Genomic DNA, 22180 nt, shown 5'->3' with positions numbered 1-22180 from the left:
TAGCGGTATTATTCCGCTGCTTTTTCTTTGCTCGCTTTAGTGCCGTTACTGCTCTTCTTTGATTGACCAGTGCGGTTAAAGATCCCTAAGCGAATTCGAATAAAGTGTAAAATCTCTCTCGCCACATCAATGTCTACAGCCTGTTCTAGCCCTTCAAAACCTGGACTTGAGTTTGCTTCACAAATTTTAAAATGCTCTTCATCGAATAATAAGTCGATGCCAGCAACATCTAGATTCAGGATATTAGCGGTCTGTGTTGCTAGCCATTCGATTTCAGGGGTGATCGGGTGTGGGCTACCTTTTGCACCTAAACTTACGTTGGCCTTAAAGTTCTTACCGCCAGAATTACGCTCCATACAAGCGACAGCACGGCCACCAATGGTCAATACACGTAAGTCTCGACCATGACTCGACTTCACAAAGCGCTGTAAAATGATATTTGCTTTTGGATTTGTCGCTTCAATAAGTTGCATCAAATCATCAAATTCACCGCGTGATTTAGACAAAAATACGCCGCTGCCCTGCGAGCCTGATAGCGTTTTAATCACCACCGGGAAACCAATTTGCTTCTCTACCAGTTCAATATTTACAGGGAACTTAACCAACATGGTTTTTGGTGTTGGTAAGTTTTGCTCTGCAAGGATCTGCTGCGCATACAGCTTATCTTTTACAGTTTCGATAGACTGTGAAGAGTTAAAACAATGTACGCCTAAACGCTCAAGGTGACGGATAATCGCAAGCGTAAAGTAAGTTGTGCCTGCCCCCATACGCGGCAGTACAAAGTCAGGTAACGCAACCGGCTGACCATCGATTAGAATACTTTCTTCATCTTCTCTGGTTACCAATAGATCAAATTGATCAGGTGAGTAAACTTGAAGATCAATACCTTCTTCCTTTGCCACCGCCATCAATCTATCTATTTCATAAATTTCAGGTTTTAACAAACTGGCAGAGTCTTTGTAAATGATCCAACCGCGCATACGAATTGCCCCTTGAGTAGCGGAATAAGAGGGTCGCTGTCGACACGAATTGTTAAGTGAAAACACCTAAGCAGGTTCGTGTATCACCGGCCCCCAAACAAAAGCGCGATTATGTGGACTCACCCGAAAACAGTACAGCAAAAAAAATTTATCGACACAATCTAAAAAACTACTCACGATTTTCAAAGTAAGATTGTGTCCCGTGGGCTTCCAAGGCGCTCTCAATCCGTTTTAACGCCAGTTTGTATACGGCATCTCGCATCTCAAGTCCTTCATCACTTCGCAGCTGCCACGCCGCTTCAAACGCACTCGATAAATATTGCGCCAGCTTATCTTGCACAGTATGTTCGTCCCAAGCCTCACCTTGGCGATTCTGACACCACTCAAAATAGCTTACGATGACGCCGCCAGCATTAGCTAAAATATCAGGGATCACTATCACGCCCTGTTCATGCAAGATTTCGTCGGCGTCCGCCTCAATGGGTCCATTGGCAATTTCGACAATATACTTTGCCGATACTGCTTTGGCGTTATCTCGGGTGATTGCGCCGGATAGCGCTGCGGGCACTAAAATGTCTACATCCAGCGCGAGCAGCTCTTCATTACTCAGCACTTTATGTTCAACGCTTTCACATACTGAATCATCACAATACACGGCTTTAAGCGCTTTGTTGCGTTGCTTTTCTTGATAAATGCTTTCTATATCTAAGCCATCTTTACAGTAAATCCCGCCTTTTGAATCGCTTACTGCAACGACTTTATAACCCGCTTGCTGCAACAGCCTTGCACAGTGATAGCCACCGTTACCAAAGCCTTGAATAGCTACTGTTTGTTCCGCTTTATTCCAATTATTTTTTTCACTAAGCCGCTCTATCATTAAAAATGCACCGCGACCTGTGGCGGACTCTCGCCCTTCACTCCCTCCGAAAATAAGCGGTTTACCAGTGATCACGGCTGGACTTTTTTTACGGACGATTTTCTCGTATTCATCCATCATCCAACCCATGATCCTGGCATTGGTGTACACATCCGGTGCGGGAATATCTTGATCGGGTCCAATAAAATCAGCATTAGCTCTAATATATGCTCGAGCAAGGCGCTCAAGCTCCATCGGACTCAGTGATTTAGGGTCAACGGTTACGGCACCTTTACCACCGCCAAATGGCACGCCAACCGCGGCACACTTTAGTGTCATCCAAAGGGCTAAAGCTTGCACCTCACTCATATCAGACTCTTGGTGAAAGCGTATTCCGCCTTTTGTTGGGCCTAGCAAATCATTGTATTGACAACGATACGCCTTAAAATAATCAAGCTTACCGTTGTCACGACGAATTGAAATGTTGCTCGACAGCGTTCTTTGAGGCTGGGCTAACGCTTGATAGGTAGACTCGTTAATTCCTGTTTTTTCGACTATATGGTTTAATCGTTTCAACGCGTCTTTTAGTAGATCCGTACTCATCCTTTCCTCGCTTATTTTTTATTCAACAAGTAATTGTATGAGTGCATGGCACAAAAAGATCAAGTCCATCAACAGGGATTAATAATTATGCGATTTCCTCTAAAAAGTAAGAAGGTGCATCGTTTGGCGCTAATAAAAAGCATTGTTTCTTCGCTCTGGTTAACGCCACATAGAATAACCGTCGCTCTTCTGCGTCGGGAAATGCCCCTTGTGCAGGTAAAAGCGCATCGACAAATGCTGCCGTTTTTACCTGTGACGGAAAGTTTCTATGCTTGAGACCAAATACTATCGTAAAGTCTGCTTCAGTCCCTTTAGCACCGTGAAAGGTGTTATGTGAAATAATAAGTTCTGGATAGAGCTGTCGCCACTGCGCAATCTTTGATTTATCAGGTAATGCTCTGTGATTTCTTGCCAGTAGGGCAACGGAAGCTTTTCCTTCGTTGCGCTGCTCGATAAGATTGAGCAGTTGTTGCGCCTGCGACAATTCGTCATCCACCATAACTTTCACCACACCCTGCCCTGCCACGCCTGTGGTATGAGAAGTGATATGCTTGGTTATTTGTTCTGGGTTGCGGCAAATAAACTCACTCGCCGTATCTAAAATGGTTTGAGGATAACGGAATGTTTTATCCAAATATGTGGTCGTCGACTTACCAAAATAGCGAGTAAATTCGGTAGTTAGGCGCATATCGCCACCACTAAAGCGATAAATAGCCTGCCAATCATCACCAACGGCGAACAATTGCGAGCCGGCTTTTTTATCTAGCAGCACCTGAATGAGCTTTGCCCGCACACGGGAGATGTCTTGAAATTCGTCGACCAAGATGAACTTCCACGGTGAAATAAACTGACCAGACTCTACGTAATAAATAGCCCGCTCCAGCATGTCATCGAAATCGATGCTAGACTCATTGCTTAAATACAGCTGATATTCCGCAAGAACTGGCATGATCACACTCATTTGATTACTAAATTGCGTCAGCAGTTGCTCAACCTCACCCATTATTTGAGCATGCTTCATCAAAGGTAATACCTGACTTATCAGGTCTATCGCCTGTGACGCTTGCTGTGTGCTCGAACTTTTCAGAAATAGCGCAAAGTCTCGCTCAAAGTGGCTTTCTTGTCGCAACGACTGCACGGTGTCTGCAACAAATTGTTTAAATAGTTTTTTATCCGTTGCTAGATTTGAAATTGTCGGCTTTGCCCCTGTAACCGCTTCGATGATCTGCATGCCAAGCGAGTGAAAGGTAGAGCAATTTAAGGTATCACAGAGAGGCTGACAGCGCTGACGCATCTCCGTCGCGGCATCATTACCATACGCAAGCAATAACAGCTCATTCGCCTGAGCTAATTTACGATGCAAAAGATACCCAACTTTGGCCTTGATAACGCTTGTCTTACCCGTGCCAGCGCCAGCAAGCAGTAATTGCCTGTCATCCTGGATCACACAAGCCTTACGCTGAGCTACTGTAAGGGGATTTGATTCAACGCTGTCAAAATAGTTAGCGTCTTTTGCCAAGTAGTGTTCGACAAAAGCAGACTGAAACTCAGCAATATCACGCTCATTCCAAAGTGCAATTTCTCGTACTGTTGCTACTTGAGGCTTTAACGAACTTGGCACGATATTGTCATCTAGGTGCTGCCAGCTGGACCATAAGGCACTGCAAACATGACGTACTAGAGTTTGATTATGATGGCTGAGATATCGACGCGTTAATAACTGCTCGATTTTACGAATTTTGACTTGCAAGTGCTTGCCATGGTGTAAGATCCACAGTCGTTGCAATTGTTGCACTAACTCATCTGCACCTTGATTTTTAACACTTAACACATAGGTCTCGTGACCCTGTTTGATCAGGACTTTTTGAGCAAGCCAACCACGCTGAGGTGCTGGCGGAACTGTCATAGCGCTAAAGGGGATGAAACTGTCAGCAGATTTCGACTTAAGGTGGAGGCCTTCTTTCGTACATTTGGCACTACGTACCCCATAAAACAGCCGACTAAAGAGATGTAATGCTATCAATTGGTCAATCAGACAAAGTAATTCCGTTGCAGCCATGCTAGCACGAAACCCAAAAACGCGCTTAATGAAATTTTGTCATTGCTATTTATTACCATTGATTTCAATTAACTAGACACCTTTTCATCACCATAAATCACCTTTTTGTCATCACAATTCTCGCCTTTATCACTTCTTTATACAGCGACTGCTGCATCATTTATCTATCCATCGTAATGAGAAAAATAATATGAAAAGTACTTTTAGCCAGAAACCCCACTTGATTGCGCTTTGCGTCTTATCCTGCATTACTTCCTCTTATAGTGAAGCAAATTGGCAACAGTTCACTCAGCCCGAAACACATATACCTAAAACCAATATCAAGCCCATTATTGATGGCAAGTTATCTAAAAGTGAATGGCAAGATGCGAGGCTGATTGAGGATTTTGTGGTATTTAGACCCAATGTTGGAGACCAGCCCACTCATAATATCGAAGCATATGTCAGCTATGACAGTGAATTCTTTTACGTGGCAGCAAAAATTTACCAACCAAAACATACATTGACCGACAGAGTACTCTCCCAAGGTGAATATATGTGGGACGAAGATTACTTTGGTCTAGTGCTCGACACAAATTTCGATAAATCCGATGCATATTTATTTCACGTCACTCCCTCCGGAGTAAAAGAGGATGGCCTTGTTGATGGCACCAGCTATATCGCACAGTGGAAAACGCTTTGGCATGCCAAAACTTCCGTAGAAGCAAACAGTTGGTCAGTTGAGATTGCGATCCCAATGCAATCCATCTCATTTGAGCAAAATGCCGCACTATGGGGGTTGCAGTTAAGGCATAGAACAGCAAGCCCGAACACGCAGATTTACTGGAACGTCAATAACCCCAACAATTATGCTTGGCACACTAATCAACTGGCACCAATCAGCGGTCTTCGCAACTTGAAGCAAGGTATCGGCCTAGAGCTAAAACCAAGCCTAGCACTAAAAAGCACTAATAATGAAAAAAGCGAGCTCACTCCTGCACTTGATGTGTTATACAAGCTCACTCCAAACCTATCAGCCATGCTGACTCTCAACACTGATTTTTCTGGCACAGAAGTGGACGAAGTCCCTTTAAATACCACTAGGTTTAGTCAGTACTTTACTGAAAAACGTGATTTTTTCCTGCAAGATAGTCAAATTTTCCGCTTTGGTGGCATGGATGATACCTATTCAAATGGCATGCCTTTCTATTCAAGGCGCATTGGGCAAGGTCGCCAATCCGGTCTGTTAGACATCAACTGGGGTACTAAGCTTACCGGGCAAATTGGTAACACCCGCCTAGGCATATTGAGCGTAAACCAAGAGCAAGATGCCATGCAGTCAGAAGATACTCAATTAAGTGTTGCCCGTATCATTCACCAAGTTGTAGACAAACATCAAATAGGCGCAATAGTGACGCACGGTAGCCCCAATGACCAATCAGATAGCACGCTATTCGGTGCAGACTATCGTTATCAAGGAAATATATTTGAACAGTTTCCTGTTGATGCACATGCCTATTATCAGGAAGCGGAATCGGCGTCACACAATGCTATTTCTAATGAAGATAATAAGTCTTACGGTGCGTCGATGCGCCTGCTCAATGATACATTTTACATGCGCAACCGTTTTCAGTATGTAGGAAAGAACTTTAATCCTACTTTAGGTTTTGTGAACAGGAAAGATCTAAAATACTATGAAACGGTGAGTCACTACAGAATACGACCGCAATCAGGTTGGTTAGGTGAGCAGGTTAATTACTACCAATTTACCGGCTTTTATTATTTATGGGAGGACACGCAAGGTAAGCGTGAAGGACAAAGCATTTTTATAAGACCGCTACAAATCGATTTTAAAAGTGATGATTTTTTCTTCTTCACGCACAATCGCTATCAAAGGATGTTAACAAAACCCTTTAGCTTTACGAATAAACTCACTTTTGTGCCTAAGGAATATAATTACAACCAAAATGAAATTTACTTCAGTAGTGCCAATAGCAGACCTATTTATGTCACTTCCCGCATCACTAAGGGAGAATTTTATGATGCTGAGCTAGAGCGAGTCAGTCTTGACCTAAACTACCGCCCGAACAGACATCTATTTTTAAACTTGAGTCGTAATATGTATTACTATGAAAGAGATGGTATTAATGATCAGCTATTCAACACTCAGCTCAAAATTAACGTTGCATTTAACACTGAGTGGTCTTGGAATACGTTATTACAACACAATAACCAAACTAACAATTTCTCGCTATTTAGTCGGTTACGTTACGAGCCATCTCCAAATGCTGTCTATATCGCTAGCATCAATCGCGGTTACGACTTAGGATCTGGCTGGCATGAACGTGTAGAAACCACCGATGAGACGGCGATAAAACTAGCTTACACATATAGATGGTAAGGATCACATATTATTTTCTCTACTGTGCTCGGGTAGTGTATAAATCACTACTAAATGCCCGAGCACTGGCATAAATAATTTGACCATCTCTAACATCAAATCCGTAATAACCATCAAAACGCTTTTGGCTTAATCGCTGTAGCGAGTCATCATGAATCTTATAGGTAGTGAGTGTTGTCTCTTTATCGTTACCGGCATAAAGCACGCCTTTTTCTATAACACCTTGGTGAAAATGCGCTATTTCACCAAGTAAAGCCCCATTTTTCATCTGACCATTGAGAACATCAGCTAAGTTGAACCGATAAAGTTCGCTTTGCTGATTGTACACATACACAGACTTTTTATCTGTTTTATCAACCATTAGCCTTACCCATGATGAAGGGAGCTCTGCAACTAATTGTAGTTGACGGTTGTAGACTCTAACTTTACGCGTCTTATTTTGCTTCACTGTAATAGCAAATAACGTAGAATTAATCCAAGATTGGGCAAAGCCATAACCGTCTAAGTAGGTTTGCTGTGTTACCTTTCTCTCTTCATTGTCAAGCAACCACAATTGGTGATTATCGTGATTAAGTAGCACAAACCTATCATCGGGAGAGACAGAAAGGCCTCTCAATACTGCATGTTCTGCAATAGGAAAAATGGGTGTAGCTCGTTGTTCTGGAGCTTGAAAATAGATGTAACTATGACCAGCACGATTGGAAGCAAAGTAGATCCCGACTTGATCGTTTGCAAATGCAGGTAATCGCTCATTGCCGTTGCTATTATCTAACTCAAAACCTGCTGTTTGCCAATTTAGATCAATGTTTTTGTCGTATGTTGAGTAAATGTAATCTTTTTCATTGGGATGGCGCGCTAATTCACAACAAATTCTATCCCCCAAACTTACAAGCGTTTGTTCCTTGTCATTTTGCGTATTAAACAGTTGTAATTGGGTCGGCTTGGAAGCCGACACATAGACAACATCACCACCACCTTGTCCCCAAATTCCAAACTCAATTTGTTGCTGGATATCAGCTAGGATGGATAAAGTTTGCGACTCGATATCAAAGTCAAATAAGCGGCTGATGCCTTGGCTATTATGAGCTATTAATAACAAATCATTTGAATCGGGTTTTAAATCCACAGAGACAAAATGCCAACCTTGAGGCAAAGCAATGTTGACTAGCTCAACCCCACTTTCAAAATTAACTTTATATAATGTATTTCTATGCTCATGATTTCTGGCATGTCCCAACAACCATATCGCCTCTTGCTTGGTAGCATAGGTAAGCCGGTGAGCAACGAGATTGTCACAGCCTAACCGCTGAACATGTGCTCGCTCAATGCTGTTTGTCTGTTCAGTAAAAGGAGCTTTGAACCAACCGCACTGACCTTCGTTATAACCATTAAAAATAAGACTTGTCGACGTTTGCGCAATTAAAGACTCAATGTAGTACTCTCCACTGCTCACTTCAGTACCAACATCATCGTGATTATTACCGAGATGTTTCATCCAAAGTGTATTCCCATGACCTCGAGTATCATTGATAAAACTCACTGAATTCCCTTTTGGGGCGACAACCAAACTACGCTTGGCACCCAAAACCCGAGTCAATACGCTGTTTTCACCATAGCTCAGCTCAGTATCTTCAATACTGTTCCAAACGAAAACAGCAATAACGAGTAAACCGATCAACGCGCCACCAAGTACCTTATTATTATAATTAGAGCTGCTTTTCAAATATCTTTGATAATTAGGACCTTTAACATCACCGACCGTACTTATTGAAGCAATAAAGCGATAGCCCAGTTTAGGCACAGTTTGAATATATTGTGGAGATTTAGGGTCGTCATTTAGGATTTTTCGTAAATTAGCAACCAATTTGTTGATAGCGTTATCGGTTACAATCACACCTTGCCAAATCGCATCTTGTAACTCATCCCGAGTAATTATTCGATTGGGATTGTCGAGGCAAAAAACCAGCAATGCGACCATTCTCGGATCAAGTGCGACAACTTGCCCGTGATATGTTAATTCATAGGCTCCAGTATCAAACTGAAACTCGCCAAATTGAATACGCTCCAAACTACATCTACTCCATGTAAGGCTTATTGTTATTCTTATTTACCAACCGACACTATAAGTTTGTTTGGCGTCAAATAATTAAAAAATATTTGAATCGTTAAAGTGTTTGCTAAAGCTTAGTCTATAACAATTACATTAAGTAAACGAGCCCTTTTGCAGCGAGGAAATGGCCTCTTAGTAAGGCTTCCACCCTTTGCAACCACCAATACGGTTACCTCTAAATAGGCCCAGCAAAAACTTTACTATGGTAACTACTCTTCGGATAACTAATGCCTTTCCAGCTGGATAAGAAAATAATTTAATGTGATAAAAAATAATACGTTAATCCATTTTTTTACCTAAACCTTAGGTTATTTCGTTGCGAAGCTTTTGACACATAGAATAGAGTATTTAGCCTTTTAAATTGGTTGGAAAGTGAATTTGATTGGTATTATGAGGACAGCAGACCATTGCAGTCTGCATATTAAATAAAGTGAAAATTGCGTGATTAGTATCAAGCAGCTGTTATTGTAGTTAGCTTTATTTTAGCCGCTAACGTTGCTTTACCAACCAGCACGAGCACCACTGCACCAATAATCACAGGCGTAAATAAAAAGCTCCAGCCCTCTAGTGCCAACATGATCAGTATTGGATTCGCGCCAGCCGGTGGGTGGGTGGTTTTTGTTACTAACATACTAAATACGCCAAGCCCCGTTGCTAATGCCAAAGTGAATTCGTTCACACCGATATACTGCGCAAAAATAATCCCGATTGTAGCGGTAATGATATGTCCAAATATGACATTTTTAGGCTGCGCTAGTGGGCTTTCAGGCACACCAAATACCAGCACTGCCGTCGCGCCCAAAGGTGCCATTAAAAAAATATGCTCAGCACTTATCGTTTGACTAAACGCCAATATTGCAATTGCGATAAACGCCCCCGCTCCAGCAATTAAAGCAAGTTGTATTTCTCTCATTGTATTCTTTCCCTTTCCAAAAAGTAGACCAACTTGTCTACTTCGCAAATGGTAGACAAGTTGGTCTACTTCTGTCAACCTATAATCACGCGAATAAACATGGCTGACTGATGAGTACAAAAAGACAACAACTGATCGATTGCGCAATGAGACTGTTCTATCAACATGGCATTCATGCCATTGGCATTAACGAAGTATTGAAGTCATCTGGCATTGCTAAAAAAACCCTGTACAACCATTTTGAGAGTAAAGAGGCGCTGGTGCTTGCAACACTTGAGCAGCGACATCACCTATTTATATCTTGGTTATCTCGTTGCCTTGAAAATGCTCAAACGAATGAACAGCTCGCAGAGCAGCTATTTTCAGCACTAGATCAGTGGATTAATAATAAAGTGGCGATGCTGGGCGATTTCCGTGGTTGTTACTTTATCAACACGGCGGCAGAATTTGGTGAGCTTACCAATCCAATAAATCAACTATGCCAGCGGCACAAACTTGCGGTAAAAACGTTACTTAAACAAGCGCTCAACGACGCTGATGATGCCGCTGTCGAGCGCTTGTTTCTATTGAGCGAAGGGATTATTTCAACGGCCTATACCTGTCACGATACGGACGTGGCCAAGCGGGCACTCAAGAATTAAGATATTTCTCTACTTCTGTAAAGCAAGATGCAAACTTGCTTGGTACAAACTCGATAATGTCATACCGAGCCACCTCGGCGACATAAAAGGGATCTTGACGAACAATATCAAGTAGCTCAGCTTCACTACTCGCCTTTGCCAAAATAACCCCACCAGTTCGTGGGATTTTTCTGCCAGAGGCGATAAAGGTACCATTGGCATAGAAGCGATCTAAAAACGCAATGTGAGGAGCGAGCAGCGGCTCTACCTGTTCAATTTCGGTAACATAAGTAAGGTTAACAATAAATATCGAAGCTGACATTAAGCTATTTTCCTGTGTGATTATGGTTCTGATTTAGGGGCTTTTTTACGTTGTTCTTGTTTGGCTTTCGCGACATTTTTAAAAACGGGTGGTGGAATAGGAAAAAGAGAAATGAGCGGCATTAAAGCCAAAAATAGATAGGCGCCTTTTGGCATTTTTTTGGCCCATAGCACGACCTTAAAAAGTAAAATGGACGCGATAAAAATCGCCGTAAGTAACAACAATACTTCTGTGATCCCTATATCCATTATTATCTTCTCATCTATTTAACCTGAGGTTTGGATAACGAATGTTCTAACTCATTACTGCTAAAACACAACTTAGTTTTTCTCCTTGTCTAGCCAGAGAGTTTTAGGGGAAACACCGCTTCCGCGTCCTGCTCTCGCTAAGGTACCTACATCCTGTAGGCAAGGCGAATTTACGCACCAATAGCTGGCTATTGGAAGTGGATTCAACGCAGTTAGCGCTAAAACTGGCTGCTAGAGAGGCATTGATTATCCACAGCTCAGGTTACTCAATAAGCTTGATATGGAGATAAAATGGGTAAAAAGCAAGCGACGTAAAACAAACTAAGATAAGAGCGAAAAAAGGCCCTGCGGGCCTTTGGATTTTAGTTACTTTGGGATAATCTGCGATCAGTACAGCATCACAGAAACTGTGCTGTGATTATCAATCGCCATCGCGATACTTAGGACTGTGATATTGACTATTGAGAATGCAAATACTTGCCTCGCCCAACCATGTAAATCTAAGTCTCTTTGGTATCCTTTTAGCGCCATCAATAACCACCAAAAACTGGTTGTACAGGCCACCGCCATAAATGCTATGCCGGTATAACCGCTAAGCGGTAGTAACATCACCACCAGTGCATAAATGGCGATATACAAAACAATGTGATGCTTGGCCTTTTCAACACCTCGCGCGACTGGCAACACCGGAATATTCGCGGCCCGGTAATCTTCAAAACGGAAAATCGCAATGGCGTAAGAGTGCGGCATTTGCCAAAGACAAAACATCAATAATAAAATGGCAGCGCCAGAGTCAAACACCCCGCTTACTGCGCAGTAACCAACCACAGGAGGCACTGCCCCTGACAGGCTACCAACCACGGTGCCATACACTGAGTTTCGTTTCATGTATAAGCTGTAAACACCGACATAAATAAAAAACCCAAATGCGGCAAAACCCAGCGCAATCCAATTGGTGAAATAGGCTAAGAGCCCAAAGCCAGATAATCCGAGTACCAGACTATGTGACAGTGCAGCAACTGAGGAAATTTCCCCAGTTACTGTCACGCGAGTTTTAGTGCGAGACATTGCCGCATCGATATCCCTGTCGATGACATTGTTAACTACACAACCTGACGCAACGACTAAAGATAGCCCCAGTAGAGTCAAGGCAAATAGCAGCCAATCAACTTCACCTCGAGAGGCCAATAAAAAGCCTCCTGCGACTGAAATCAAGTTTCCCATAATGATCCCAGGTTTTGTCACCTGAAAATAACGACGCAGCATGACTACTCTCCTGTTAATACATCATCATGGCGTTCGATTCGTAGATGATCCAGACCGACAGCCCCACTACCATCACAATAATCAACGCACTAAAGATAAAGGAAAGCGTGCTTGCCTTGCCTTCTTCCGTAACAAAATTCAGGTGTAAAAAGTACTTTAGGTGCACCCAAATTTGCACTAACGCGGTTGTCACTAACGTCCAAAATGTCGTGCTAGATGACAAGCTGCCACTCATCACGGCAGCAAAAGGAATGGCTGTCAAAATAACGGATAGCACAAAACCAATTAGATACGACTTCACACTACCGTGGCTGTCGTGTTCATGCTCATGAACATCCATCTGTGCTAACGCTTGAGATTCACTATGGCTCATTACATTGCCCCCATTAAATAAACAACGGTAAATACACAGATCCACACGATATCTAAAAAGTGCCAGAACAAGCTTAAGCAGCTCAAACGCGTCACCGTTTGTGGCTTCAGACCACGACGTGTCACTTCAATCATCGTCACAGTCATCCAAATCAAGCCTGCCGTCACGTGCATGCCGTGCAGACCCACCAATGAGAAGAAAGAAGTCAGAAAAGCACTATGCTGCGGTCCATGACCATGTACTATTAAGTGATGGAATTCATATACTTCCATGCCAATAAACACCGCACCAAAGGCAAATGTCACCGCAAGCCAAGATAAGGTTTGCGACTTTTTCTGCTTGTTTGCCGCTATCATGGCAAAACCAAAGGTAATACTACTTAACAGTAGGGCCGCGGTTTCAACCGCAACAAAGCCCAGCTCGAATATGTCTTTGCCAGACACGCCACCTGCCGTGTTCATGTACAACACGGCATAAGTGGCAAAGAAAGAGGCAAACAACAAACAGTCCGTCATCAGATATAGCCAAAAACCGAATACGGTATTTGAACCTGTGTCATGATCTGCATGCTCGTGAGCATCTTCTAACGCATGCAGCGTAGCGGGAGTAATTGCACTCATGAATTAACCCTCCTGTAATGCGCGAGAAAGGTGGGCAGACTCAATCTGCTCAATCTCGTCAACCTGAACATAATAATCAACGTCGCTGGTGTAACAACGCTTAATAAACACCGCGATAGCACTGACAAAACCCACCGCCGCTAACCACCAAATATGCCAAATCATGGCAAAGCAAAACACGGTCAATGACGCGCTAATAAGCACTCCAGCCGGGGTATTTTTTGGCATGTGAATAGGCTGATAATGTGCAGGCTTTTGATATGCCTGTCCCTGCTCTTTCATTTCTGTCCAAGCGTCAATATCGTCAACTACAGGGGTTTTCGCGAAGTTGTAGTACTGCGGAGGAGAGTCCGTAGACCATTCCAGCGTATGCCCATTCCACGGATCGCCTGTGGTGTCTTGCAATTGCTCGCGGTTTTTGTAGCTCACCACTAGCTGTACCACTTGGAAAACTATCCCAAACATAATGATAAAGGCACCAATACACGCGATGTATAGCCAAATGTTCCACTCTGGCGTGTTGGTATGATTAAGACGACGTGTCATGCCCAAGAAGCCGAGCACATAAAGCGGCATAAAGGCCACAAAAAAGCCAACCAGCCAGCACCAGAATGAGGCTTTACCCCAACGCTCATCAAGCTTGTAACCCATTACTTTAGGGAACCAGTAAGCAAAACCCGCTAGATAACCAAACACTGCCCCACCGATAATGGTGTTATGGAAATGTGCAATTAGGAAAAGACTGTTGTGCAGCACATAGTCCGCGCCAGGAATTGCAAGCAGTACGCCAGTCATCCCACCTACGGTAAAGGTCACCATAAACCCTAACGTCCAAAGGACCGGCACAGTGATCCGCAAACGACCGCGATACATGGTAAATAACCAGTTAAAGAGTTTTACCCCCGTCGGGACCGCAATGACCATCGTCATGACCCCAAAGAAAGCATTAACATTGGCGCTTGAACCCATAGTAAAGAAGTGATGTAGCCAAACAATAAAGCCCAAAATAGAAATCGCACCGCTGGCGTACACCATCGACTTATAGCCAAACAGGCGTTTGCCTGTAAAGGTTGAAATAATTTCTGAGAAAATCCCAAACGCAGGCAAGATCAAAATATAAACTTCAGGGTGACCCCATGCCCAGAACAGGTTGATATACATCATGGCATTACCACCGGCTTCATTGGTGAAGAAGTGGAAATCCATATAACGGTCAAGCGTTAGCATCGCTAGCACCGCAGTAAGAATTGGGAAAGACGCCGCAACTAGGATATTTGCCCAAGTACAAGTCCAAGTAAAAATAGGCATTTTCATTAGCGTCATGCCAGGTGCACGCATCTTAAATACGGTTACCAAGAAATTCACGGCAGTGAGCAATGTCCCAAGCCCGGATATTTGCAGTGCCCAAATATAGTAATCCACCCCGACGCCGGGACTAAACGACAACTCCGACAATGGCGGATACGCAACCCAACCGGTTTTTGCAAACTCACCAAATGCCAAGGATAAATTGATCAGAATTGCCCCGCCCGCCGTCAGCCAAAAACTGAGATTATTCAAAAACGGAAAAGCAACATCTCTAGCACCAATTTGCAGTGGCAAGATGATATTCATCAAACCAATCATAAATGGCATCGCCATAAAGATGATCATGATCACCCCGTGTGCAGTGAAGATCTGGTCATAGTGCTCAGGAGGTAAGTAACCGGCAGCGCCGCTTGTGGCCATCGCCAACTGTGTACGCATCATGATGGCGTCGGCAAAACCACGCATTAACATAATTAATGCCAAGATAATGTACATCACGCCTAGGCGTTTATGATCGATTGAAGTAATCCAATCGTGCCACAGCACGCCCCATTTTTTGTGTTTTGTGACCATTGCAGCCACAATTAGACCAACAATCGCCACCACAGCTAACGTCACCATAATGATGGGTTCGTGATAAGGGATTGCCTCGATGGATAATTTACCAAACAACGACATAATTACTCCTCAGCCTTGCCGTGATGTGGATGCGCAGCATGCTCTGGTTTGGCGTAATAACTCATTTCGCCATGGCCCTGCATGTACTTCATAACTATGGTGTGGAATAAGCCCTGCTCTACCGAGCCAAAATATTCAACGGGGTGATATTCCGAAGGCTCAGCCAGTTGCGTGTAACGACCTGCGGTTAAGGCTTCGCCGTTTGCTTTGACATCGGCAACCCAGTTATCAAAACTTGCTTTGTCTTTGGTCGCAATGGCATCGAACTTCATACCCGTAAAGCCCGCTCCGCTGTAGTTAGCAGAAAAGCCTCTGAACGTCCCCGGCTCGTTGGCAATCAGGTGAAGCTGCGTTTCCATTCCAGCCATCGAGTAGATTTGGCTACCAAGCTGTGGAATAAAGAAAGAGTTCATGGTGCTTTCGGAAGTGATTTTGTACTCCACTGGTACATTCGCCGGAAACACCAGCTCATTCACTGTGGCAATGCCTTGCTCTGGATAGATAAATAACCACTTCCAGTTTAGCGATACCACCTGAACAGTGAGGTGCTCACCCTTACCTTCCAACGGCTTGTACGGATCAAGTGATTGTGTAGAGCGCCAAGTGATCACCCCAAGTACAATAATAATCACAATCGGAATGGTCCAAACCACGGCTTCTATTTTGTTAGAGTGAGCCCATTTAGGTGCATAAATCTCGTGGTCACGACCGTCTCGGTACTTCCACGCAAAATATAAGGTAAGAATAATAACTGGTACTACAACGAGTAACATCAGTACAGTGGCAATGATGATCAAGGACTTCTCATCCATGCCAATTTGCCCCTTGGGATCTAAAATGCCACCACTACAGCCGGTGAGCATAAGCCCCAATGAAGCGAACGCATAATTCACAACACTACGTTTATTCAATTGATTACCCTTCAACGATAAGCTGCGGCTTATTTATCAAGCGCGCTGAGTATCTATTTGTGCAAGCTATGCTGCACAAGTTCGAATTGCACTGTATCCATCAGGGAAAATGTATTAGTGAAGGGAAAAGCTCCTTTGATACCAGTCACTAACCATTTACCAAATAATCGATACAGTAAACGGACAATCACATTTACTAAGCTTACAATTCGCCCTAAAAGGACGGTAAGTAGCCGATTAATGTAATTGAAACTGAATTGCTGACTGCAGATCCAAATCGCGTAAATCAAACGCACTGGACTCAAATATTGCGATTACGCAAACAGACAGCGGTACCCAAAAGGAGGAGCACGACAACCATGTGCGCTAGGCACCGGTTGAGGTTGAATAGCCTCAGTAGAGGCGAATGCCGTTTTACGCAGGACAACGCCAGCGCGTGTAGGCAAAATAGTATGGAAAACTAACCAATAAAGACCTATCAATAATTGTAATGACAAGATAGGCTGAGCCCAAAACTCTCCAAGCATCACCAAAACAGAGTCAGGTAGTGAATTATCTGCAAAAAGTGCTTCTAATTCAGCTACATCACCTAGCATGCCAGTGAATAATAATGCCGTGTTAAACATCATCAATGCGCTTAGCACACTGAAAATACGACCGAATAACTGCGCACGCGTGATCGTACAACCTTGATAGGTTGTGTCGTCAGTAGTAGCAGTATGTCGAACATAGCTTAACAGTGGCACAGATTATCCTGATGTTTTTATCTTGATAGAATTGATTAGTTCAGAACTTTCAGTCTAAACTGAAAATTCGCAGCGAGTATAACAAAGTCGCTATTCGATTCAAGAGATATCTGCAATGATCTATATCAAATTTTCTTGATCTATCCCTAAACTCCATCCTTCCCTAAGACAAAACCCTTACACTTACTTATTAACAATAGTTCTCATTCACAATCATTTACAAAACGTAAATATTAACATTTTTATTAACTATCAATTAGATAGCCGTCTGCACGGCTTAACGCCTTATTCATCTCTTGTTCATGCTATTTATTTTTGGTTCGTTCTAAGTATGATCCACGCCAACTGACATCGCTGTCATTTTAACTAATTCTTTGTTACTAGAGGAACTCATGAAGCAGCTGAATAAACTCCTAGGTTTGATGAAAGTGCCCAATAAACTCAGACTCAGTCTGCTTTTGTCTGTCGTGATCATTGCCCTTGTGCAACTCTCATCAGCACTCGTTTTACGAGACAGCTTAACGCAAGAAAGACGTATTAATGCAAAAAATCTAATGGAAACCACAGTTGCACAACTTAATATGGTTGCCACCGAGACCTCACTCTCCCCACAACAAAGACAAGAAAAAATAAAAAAACTCATTGATGCCGCACGCTATGGTGATGCTGGCTACTTCTTCTTATTTGACTTACACGGAAATATGGTAACGCATCCCATTAAGCCACTACTCAATGGCACCTCAATGACTCACCATCATGAACGCTTTATTCGCGAGGCATTCAGCCAGTTCGTCGTCATTGCTAATCAAAATCAACAAGGCTTTGCCCGATATGAATGGCCAAAACCGGGGACAAAGGAGCTTGAGGGCAAGCTTTCTTATATTGTTAACTTAGGGCACTATAACTGGGCAATTGGGACAGGTATTTACCTTCAAGACGTTGAAGAACAGTTTTATGACCGACTCATGTTGATGACTGCTGAAACGCTCGGCTATGCGATATTACTTATTTTCCTCTCGAGCTTGATCAGCAAAAATATTACCAAGCCACTGGATAAGCTCACCCGCACTATGGGACTCATTTCAGCGCAAAAAGACCTCACCATTGCACTGAAAAGCCACGGTAAAGACGAGCTTGCCCAAATGGCTATCGCATTTAATAAAATGAACTCGCATTTTCGTGATGTACTGCATGATATCAACGAAAACACCCATTCTTTGGCTTCCCAAGCAGAGGAGTTATCCTGTATTACCGAGCAGATCCAAGCTGGTATTGGACAACAAAACAGTGAAACAGAATCAGTGCAAAACCGCATGCAATCGCTTAATCAAGTGGCACAAGCTGTCAATAATGAGTCAAAGCGTGCGCTTGATAAAGTGACAGAGACAACCACACTGACGACCCAAGGGCTGACGCATGTAGACGAAAATGTGGCAGTCATAGCGCATGCCTCTCGTAGCGTCGACTCAGCGCAACAAGCTGTGCTCGAACTACAACGCTCATCAACCGAGATTGGTGCAGTACTTGATGTCATTAAAAAAGTGGCAGATCAAACTAATTTATTAGCATTGAATGCGGCCATCGAAGCTGCGAGAGCAGGAGAACAAGGTCGCGGTTTTGCCGTGGTGGCCGATGAGGTAAGAACACTAGCTCAGCGTACGCAACAATCTACCGATGATATTCAAGCGATCATTGATAAACTGCACAATGGCGTCGCCACAACCGTTGAAGAAATGGAGAGCTGCCGTGCAGCATCCGAGCAAAGCCTCAAAGTGAGCCAAGAATGTAAGCACGCACTAGAGCAAATCAACCTCTCCATCGCAACCGTGCATGATATTAACGTTAATATCGCCACCTGGAGTGAAAAGCAATCCGAAGATCTTATTGACATGACTGACAACATCAGTGGTATCGCAACAGTGGCAAACCAAACCGCCCTTGGCGCTGAACACACCAAAGCGTCGAGCCAGCAATTAAGCGAAATGTCACAACGACTCTCACAAATGGTAAATGAATTTAAGGTGTGACCTTGCACCTGTTTGCAGACGCGGAAGTGCGTACTTCCGCTGAGAAATGTTGGGTAGCAAGGGGTTTTAGCGCGCCAGTCACAAACTGCTCGGCGTGTAAACCGCCTTATATCAGACTGGTTTTACTCCAGCGTAGGAGCTGCTTTACGCAGCGATCTTTAAAAGCCATCGTCACACAACCCCACCCAACAAAGTCCACCACAGTTAATCAGCATAAGGATAATGGACGTGACGCTGCTCTTGTAATTTCATACCCAAATATTCAAAGGTCCCCACCAGCATCTCAGTAAATGGTGCCGGTGCTTTTTCTTGGCATGAGGTCGACAAGATAGAAAACTGCTTTTCACGTAGCGTTCTAAGCTCAGGCTTTAACGCTTCTATGTCCATAAAGTCGGTTATTCTGTCGATAAATGCCTTCATTCTTGGTGTCACTGCATACCAATAAACGGGGGATGCAAAAATGATGTGCTCAAAACCAAGTACCCATCTAAAAAGGTTAACAAAGTCATCATCACTGTGAGAGTGTTTGTAGCAATACTCACCAATTTTATAACGGTCTAAATAGATGAGCTCAGCTCTTTTTTCTGCTGCTAGTGCCTTTGCAGATTGGTAGGTATTTCCATTGGGGTTTGAGCTTGAGTAAATAACGACTGTTTTCATAATCTTCAATTCCAGTTGCACTAATAATAAATTGGGTGCTACCTTAAAACCTCACCTTAAGTTAAGGTAAAGTACTAATTTATGAAAACTGAAAAATTATTAAGAGACGAGCCAAACCTCAGCGTCGGTAAGGTTGCCCAAAGAGCTGACGTTGCGGTGTCTGCACTGCATTTCTATGAGAACAAAGGGCTTATTCGTAGTTGGCGTAATAACGGTAATCAGCGCCGTTATAAAAAGGATGTGTTGCGCCGAATTGCCATTATTAAAGCTGGTCAAAAAATGGGGATAACCCTAGGGGAGATAAAAGAAACCCTTGATACCCTACCCGATTCAAGAACACCAACCAAAGCGGACTGGGCCAAACTTTCTACAGCCTGGCAAGCAAAGCTGGACGAAAAAATCGCTTACATGCAGCGCTTAAGAGACTATGTCGATGGTTGCATTGGCTGTGGCTGTTTGTCGATGAAATCATGCCCTATCTACAACCCCGATGACATCGTTGCCAAAGAGGCTAACGGTGCAGTGTGGTTGGATGAGCCAGACAAAGCAAATAAAGCAAAATCTTGTTATGATAGCGAAAACCATTAAATAGGACACAATAATGAAAAAGACTGCCTTGTGCATGGCGCTAGCCATGGCAATGGGCCTGACTGGCTGCTCACTTTCTCCTTCGTCTGTCGAGACGACGCCTTCAGCTTCACAGCAAACAGTAGCAACAAATGCACAATTCGCTGACTTTTCTCAGCAATTTATCAATGACTTATGGAAACAGTACCCAGAAGCGTCGCTCTGGGCAGGCTTTGGCAAGTACGACGATATTATCACGGTACCAACCCAAGCGACTCGTGATGCAAGTGTTGCCTTCTCTCAGGCGCAACTGGCTAAGTTACAACAGTTCGACCTTGCTAACTTAAGCAATAGTCAAAAAATCGATTATCACTTAATTGAAAATCGCTTAAAACGCGATATCTGGCATATTGAAACCTTCAAAAGCTGGCAGTGGAATCCGTCAAACTACAATGTTTCTTATGGCTTTGCGACGATACTCAACAGCCGCTTTAAAACGGATGACGAAAAGCTCAAGCTCGTTTTAGCACGTCTTCAATATGTGCCAGCGTATTATGAAGCAGCACAAAACAATATTAACAATCCAACGCTTGAATATACTCAGCTTGCGATTGCACAAAACCAAGGCGCATTTAGTGTATTAAACGACGAGTTGCTTGATAAACTCGCGACTTCATTATTAACAGCCGAGGAAAAAGCCCTATTCAAGCAGCGCTTCGCTGCCGCGAAATCTGCCATCAATGGATATGTATCTTACCTTAGCAACCTTGAAAAAGAGTTAAGCGAAAACGGTAATGCGCGCTCATTTAGAATTGGTGAGAAGCTGTACGAAGAAAAATTTGCCTTTGATATTCAGTCTGGCTACACCGCCAAGCAAATGTATGAAAAGGCAATGGCCGACAAAGCCCGTGTTACTAATGAAATGGTTAAGATTGTTGATCAACTCTGGCCAAAGTATTTTGCTGACAAGCCACGCCCAAAATCTGACATTGATGCGATTGCCACGCTTATCAAGCACCTTTCGGTCAAACACGTAAAGCGTGAAAACTTTGTGAGCGAAATCAAGGCGCAAATTCCAGAGCTTGAAAAGTTTGTGATGGAAAAGGATCTCATCACGCTAGACCCTGAAAAGCCGCTAGTTGTTCGCGAAACGCCTGAATATATGCGCGGCTTTGCTGGCGCTTCAATCAGTGCTCCGGGCCCATACGACAAAAAGGAGAACACCTATTATAACGTGTCTCCGCTGGACTCAATGAGCGACGAGCAAGCTGAATCGTATCTACGTGAATACAACCATTGGATCCTGCAGATCCTAAATATTCATGAAGCCGTGCCAGGCCATTACACTCAGTTGGTTTACTCTAACGAATCTCCGTCTTTGGTGAAGAGTATCTTAAGCAATGGCGCGATGATTGAAGGATGGGCAGTATACACTGAGCGCATGATGCTAGAAGAAGGCTATGGTAACTTTGAGCCTGAAATGTGGTTAATGTACTACAAGTGGAATCTACGTGTGATCTGTAACACTATCCTAGATTACGGTATCCAAGTAAAAGGAATAAGCAAAGAAGAAGGCTTAGATCTGTTGATGAATGGGGCTTTCCAAGAGCGTGCAGAAGCCGAAGGTAAATGGCGCCGTGCAACCTTGAGCCAAGTACAATTAACCAGCTATTACTCTGGTTATCGCGAAATTTACGACTTCCGTGAAACACAAAAGCAAAAGCTTGGAAAGGAATTTGATTTAAAAGCATTCCATGAAGAATTCTTAAGCTTTGGTAGTGCTCCGGTGAAATATATCCGCCAGTTAATGACGAAGTAACACAATAATGCCAGCTTTATGGCCGGCATTGTTTTTCGAAAAATTGATATCTCCCGTAGGTCGGCCTTTAGGCCGACTAACGTTTAAACCCAAAGTCTACCCTTTAAACGTTGG

At 43.4% G+C, this 22180-nt stretch carries 19 protein-coding genes; 5 read left to right on the top strand and 14 right to left on the bottom strand.

The window, feature by feature from the left end; translation table 11 throughout:
* Positions 1 to 8: 8 nt before the first annotated feature.
* From GSF04_RS11785 to GSF04_RS11775, 3 genes are all read right to left on the bottom strand, one after another.
* Entirely contained in the window at positions 9 to 980 is a 972-nt protein-coding gene (locus GSF04_RS11785; protein WP_010375495.1) for a RimK family alpha-L-glutamate ligase, read from the bottom strand.
* 169 nt (positions 981 to 1149) lie between these two features.
* Positions 1150 to 2439 carry a Glu/Leu/Phe/Val dehydrogenase gene (locus GSF04_RS11780; protein WP_211859614.1) on the bottom strand — a complete coding sequence of 430 codons (1290 nt, stop codon included), beginning with the start codon at positions 2437 to 2439 and terminating at the stop codon, positions 1150 to 1152.
* Positions 2440 to 2524: 85 nt separating this feature from the next.
* Positions 2525 to 4498: a UvrD-helicase domain-containing protein gene (locus GSF04_RS11775; protein ID WP_211859613.1), complete on the bottom strand. Its 1974-nt coding sequence runs from the start codon at positions 4496 to 4498 to the stop codon at positions 2525 to 2527.
* A gap of 190 nt (positions 4499 to 4688) precedes the next feature.
* On the opposite strand from GSF04_RS11775, the gene GSF04_RS11770 reads away from it, so the two are divergent.
* On the top strand, positions 4689 to 6878 hold the full coding sequence (locus tag GSF04_RS11770; RefSeq protein ID WP_211859612.1) for a carbohydrate binding family 9 domain-containing protein: 2190 nt from the start codon (positions 4689 to 4691) through the stop codon (positions 6876 to 6878).
* A gap of 19 nt (positions 6879 to 6897) precedes the next feature.
* Here GSF04_RS11770 and GSF04_RS11765 read toward each other — a convergent pair whose 3' ends face one another.
* Together GSF04_RS11765 and GSF04_RS11760 are read right to left on the bottom strand one after the other, a co-directional pair.
* A complete protein-coding gene (locus GSF04_RS11765; protein ID WP_211859611.1) occupies positions 6898 to 8946 on the bottom strand; it encodes a winged helix-turn-helix domain-containing protein in 2049 nt (682 codons plus the stop codon).
* A gap of 493 nt (positions 8947 to 9439) precedes the next feature.
* Positions 9440 to 9901, bottom strand: coding sequence for an HPP family protein (locus tag GSF04_RS11760; RefSeq protein WP_039492336.1), 462 nt, complete (start codon positions 9899 to 9901; stop codon positions 9440 to 9442).
* Positions 9902 to 10011: 110 nt separating this feature from the next.
* Here GSF04_RS11760 and GSF04_RS11755 point away from each other — a divergent pair, with 110 nt between their 5' ends.
* Positions 10012 to 10542 carry a TetR/AcrR family transcriptional regulator gene (locus GSF04_RS11755; RefSeq protein ID WP_211859610.1) on the top strand — a complete coding sequence of 177 codons (531 nt, stop codon included), beginning with the start codon at positions 10012 to 10014 and terminating at the stop codon, positions 10540 to 10542.
* Here the strand turns inward: GSF04_RS11755 and GSF04_RS11750 are convergent.
* The 8 genes from GSF04_RS11750 to GSF04_RS11715 all read right to left on the bottom strand — a co-directional run bounded on the left by GSF04_RS11750 (position 10532) and on the right by GSF04_RS11715 (position 16993).
* Complete coding sequence (locus GSF04_RS11750) at positions 10532 to 10843, bottom strand: YciI family protein (protein WP_045989089.1); 312 nt, start codon at positions 10841 to 10843, stop codon at positions 10532 to 10534. The genes GSF04_RS11755 and GSF04_RS11750 overlap by 11 nt on opposite strands.
* 20 nt (positions 10844 to 10863) lie before the next feature.
* Positions 10864 to 11091 carry a hypothetical protein gene (locus GSF04_RS11745; protein ID WP_211859609.1) on the bottom strand — a complete coding sequence of 76 codons (228 nt, stop codon included), beginning with the start codon at positions 11089 to 11091 and terminating at the stop codon, positions 10864 to 10866.
* 387 nt (positions 11092 to 11478) lie between these two features.
* Entirely contained in the window at positions 11479 to 12357 is an 879-nt protein-coding gene (gene cyoE, locus GSF04_RS11740; protein ID WP_211859608.1) for a heme o synthase, read from the bottom strand.
* 13 nt (positions 12358 to 12370) lie between these two features.
* Positions 12371 to 12730, bottom strand: a complete 360-nt coding sequence (gene cyoD / locus GSF04_RS11735; RefSeq protein WP_017218861.1) for a cytochrome o ubiquinol oxidase subunit IV — start codon at positions 12728 to 12730, stop codon at positions 12371 to 12373.
* Complete coding sequence (cyoC, locus tag GSF04_RS11730; protein ID WP_211859607.1) at positions 12730 to 13350, bottom strand: cytochrome o ubiquinol oxidase subunit III; 621 nt, start codon at positions 13348 to 13350, stop codon at positions 12730 to 12732. Before cyoC ends, cyoD begins: the two co-directional genes overlap by 1 nt.
* Before the next feature lie 3 nt (positions 13351 to 13353).
* Complete coding sequence (cyoB, locus tag GSF04_RS11725) at positions 13354 to 15336, bottom strand: cytochrome o ubiquinol oxidase subunit I (RefSeq protein WP_045989093.1); 1983 nt, start codon at positions 15334 to 15336, stop codon at positions 13354 to 13356.
* 2 nt (positions 15337 to 15338) lie between these two features.
* A complete protein-coding gene (cyoA, locus tag GSF04_RS11720) occupies positions 15339 to 16247 on the bottom strand; it encodes a ubiquinol oxidase subunit II (protein ID WP_211859606.1) in 909 nt (302 codons plus the stop codon).
* A 314-nt stretch (positions 16248 to 16561) separates the two neighbouring features.
* Positions 16562 to 16993 (bottom strand): hypothetical protein, encoded by a 432-nt coding sequence (locus GSF04_RS11715; RefSeq protein ID WP_069019791.1) that lies wholly within the window; start codon positions 16991 to 16993, stop codon positions 16562 to 16564.
* A 392-nt stretch (positions 16994 to 17385) separates the two neighbouring features.
* Between GSF04_RS11715 and GSF04_RS11710 the strand changes: the two genes are divergently transcribed.
* The gene (locus tag GSF04_RS11710) at positions 17386 to 19020 is read left to right on the top strand and encodes a methyl-accepting chemotaxis protein (RefSeq protein ID WP_211859605.1); all 1635 of its coding nucleotides are present in this window, start codon (positions 17386 to 17388) and stop codon (positions 19018 to 19020) included.
* 204 nt (positions 19021 to 19224) lie between these two features.
* On the opposite strand, the gene GSF04_RS11705 is transcribed toward GSF04_RS11710, so the two are convergent.
* On the bottom strand, positions 19225 to 19680 hold the full coding sequence (locus GSF04_RS11705; RefSeq protein ID WP_138583305.1) for an NAD(P)H-dependent oxidoreductase: 456 nt from the start codon (positions 19678 to 19680) through the stop codon (positions 19225 to 19227).
* A gap of 81 nt (positions 19681 to 19761) precedes the next feature.
* Here GSF04_RS11705 and soxR point away from each other — a divergent pair, with 81 nt between their 5' ends.
* Entirely contained in the window at positions 19762 to 20268 is a 507-nt protein-coding gene (soxR, locus tag GSF04_RS11700) for a redox-sensitive transcriptional activator SoxR (RefSeq protein ID WP_010375466.1), read from the top strand.
* Positions 20269 to 20281: 13 nt separating this feature from the next.
* Complete coding sequence (locus GSF04_RS11695) at positions 20282 to 22066, top strand: DUF885 domain-containing protein (protein WP_211859604.1); 1785 nt, start codon at positions 20282 to 20284, stop codon at positions 22064 to 22066.
* The last annotated feature ends 114 nt before the right edge of the window (positions 22067 to 22180 follow it).

This window comes from Pseudoalteromonas sp. A22 (assembly GCF_018141345.1).
Taxonomy (GTDB): Bacteria; Pseudomonadota; Gammaproteobacteria; order Enterobacterales; family Alteromonadaceae; genus Pseudoalteromonas; species Pseudoalteromonas maricaloris.
The sequence above is the reverse complement of the archived record's forward strand: the minus strand, read 5'-3'. Positions and strand labels throughout refer to the sequence as shown.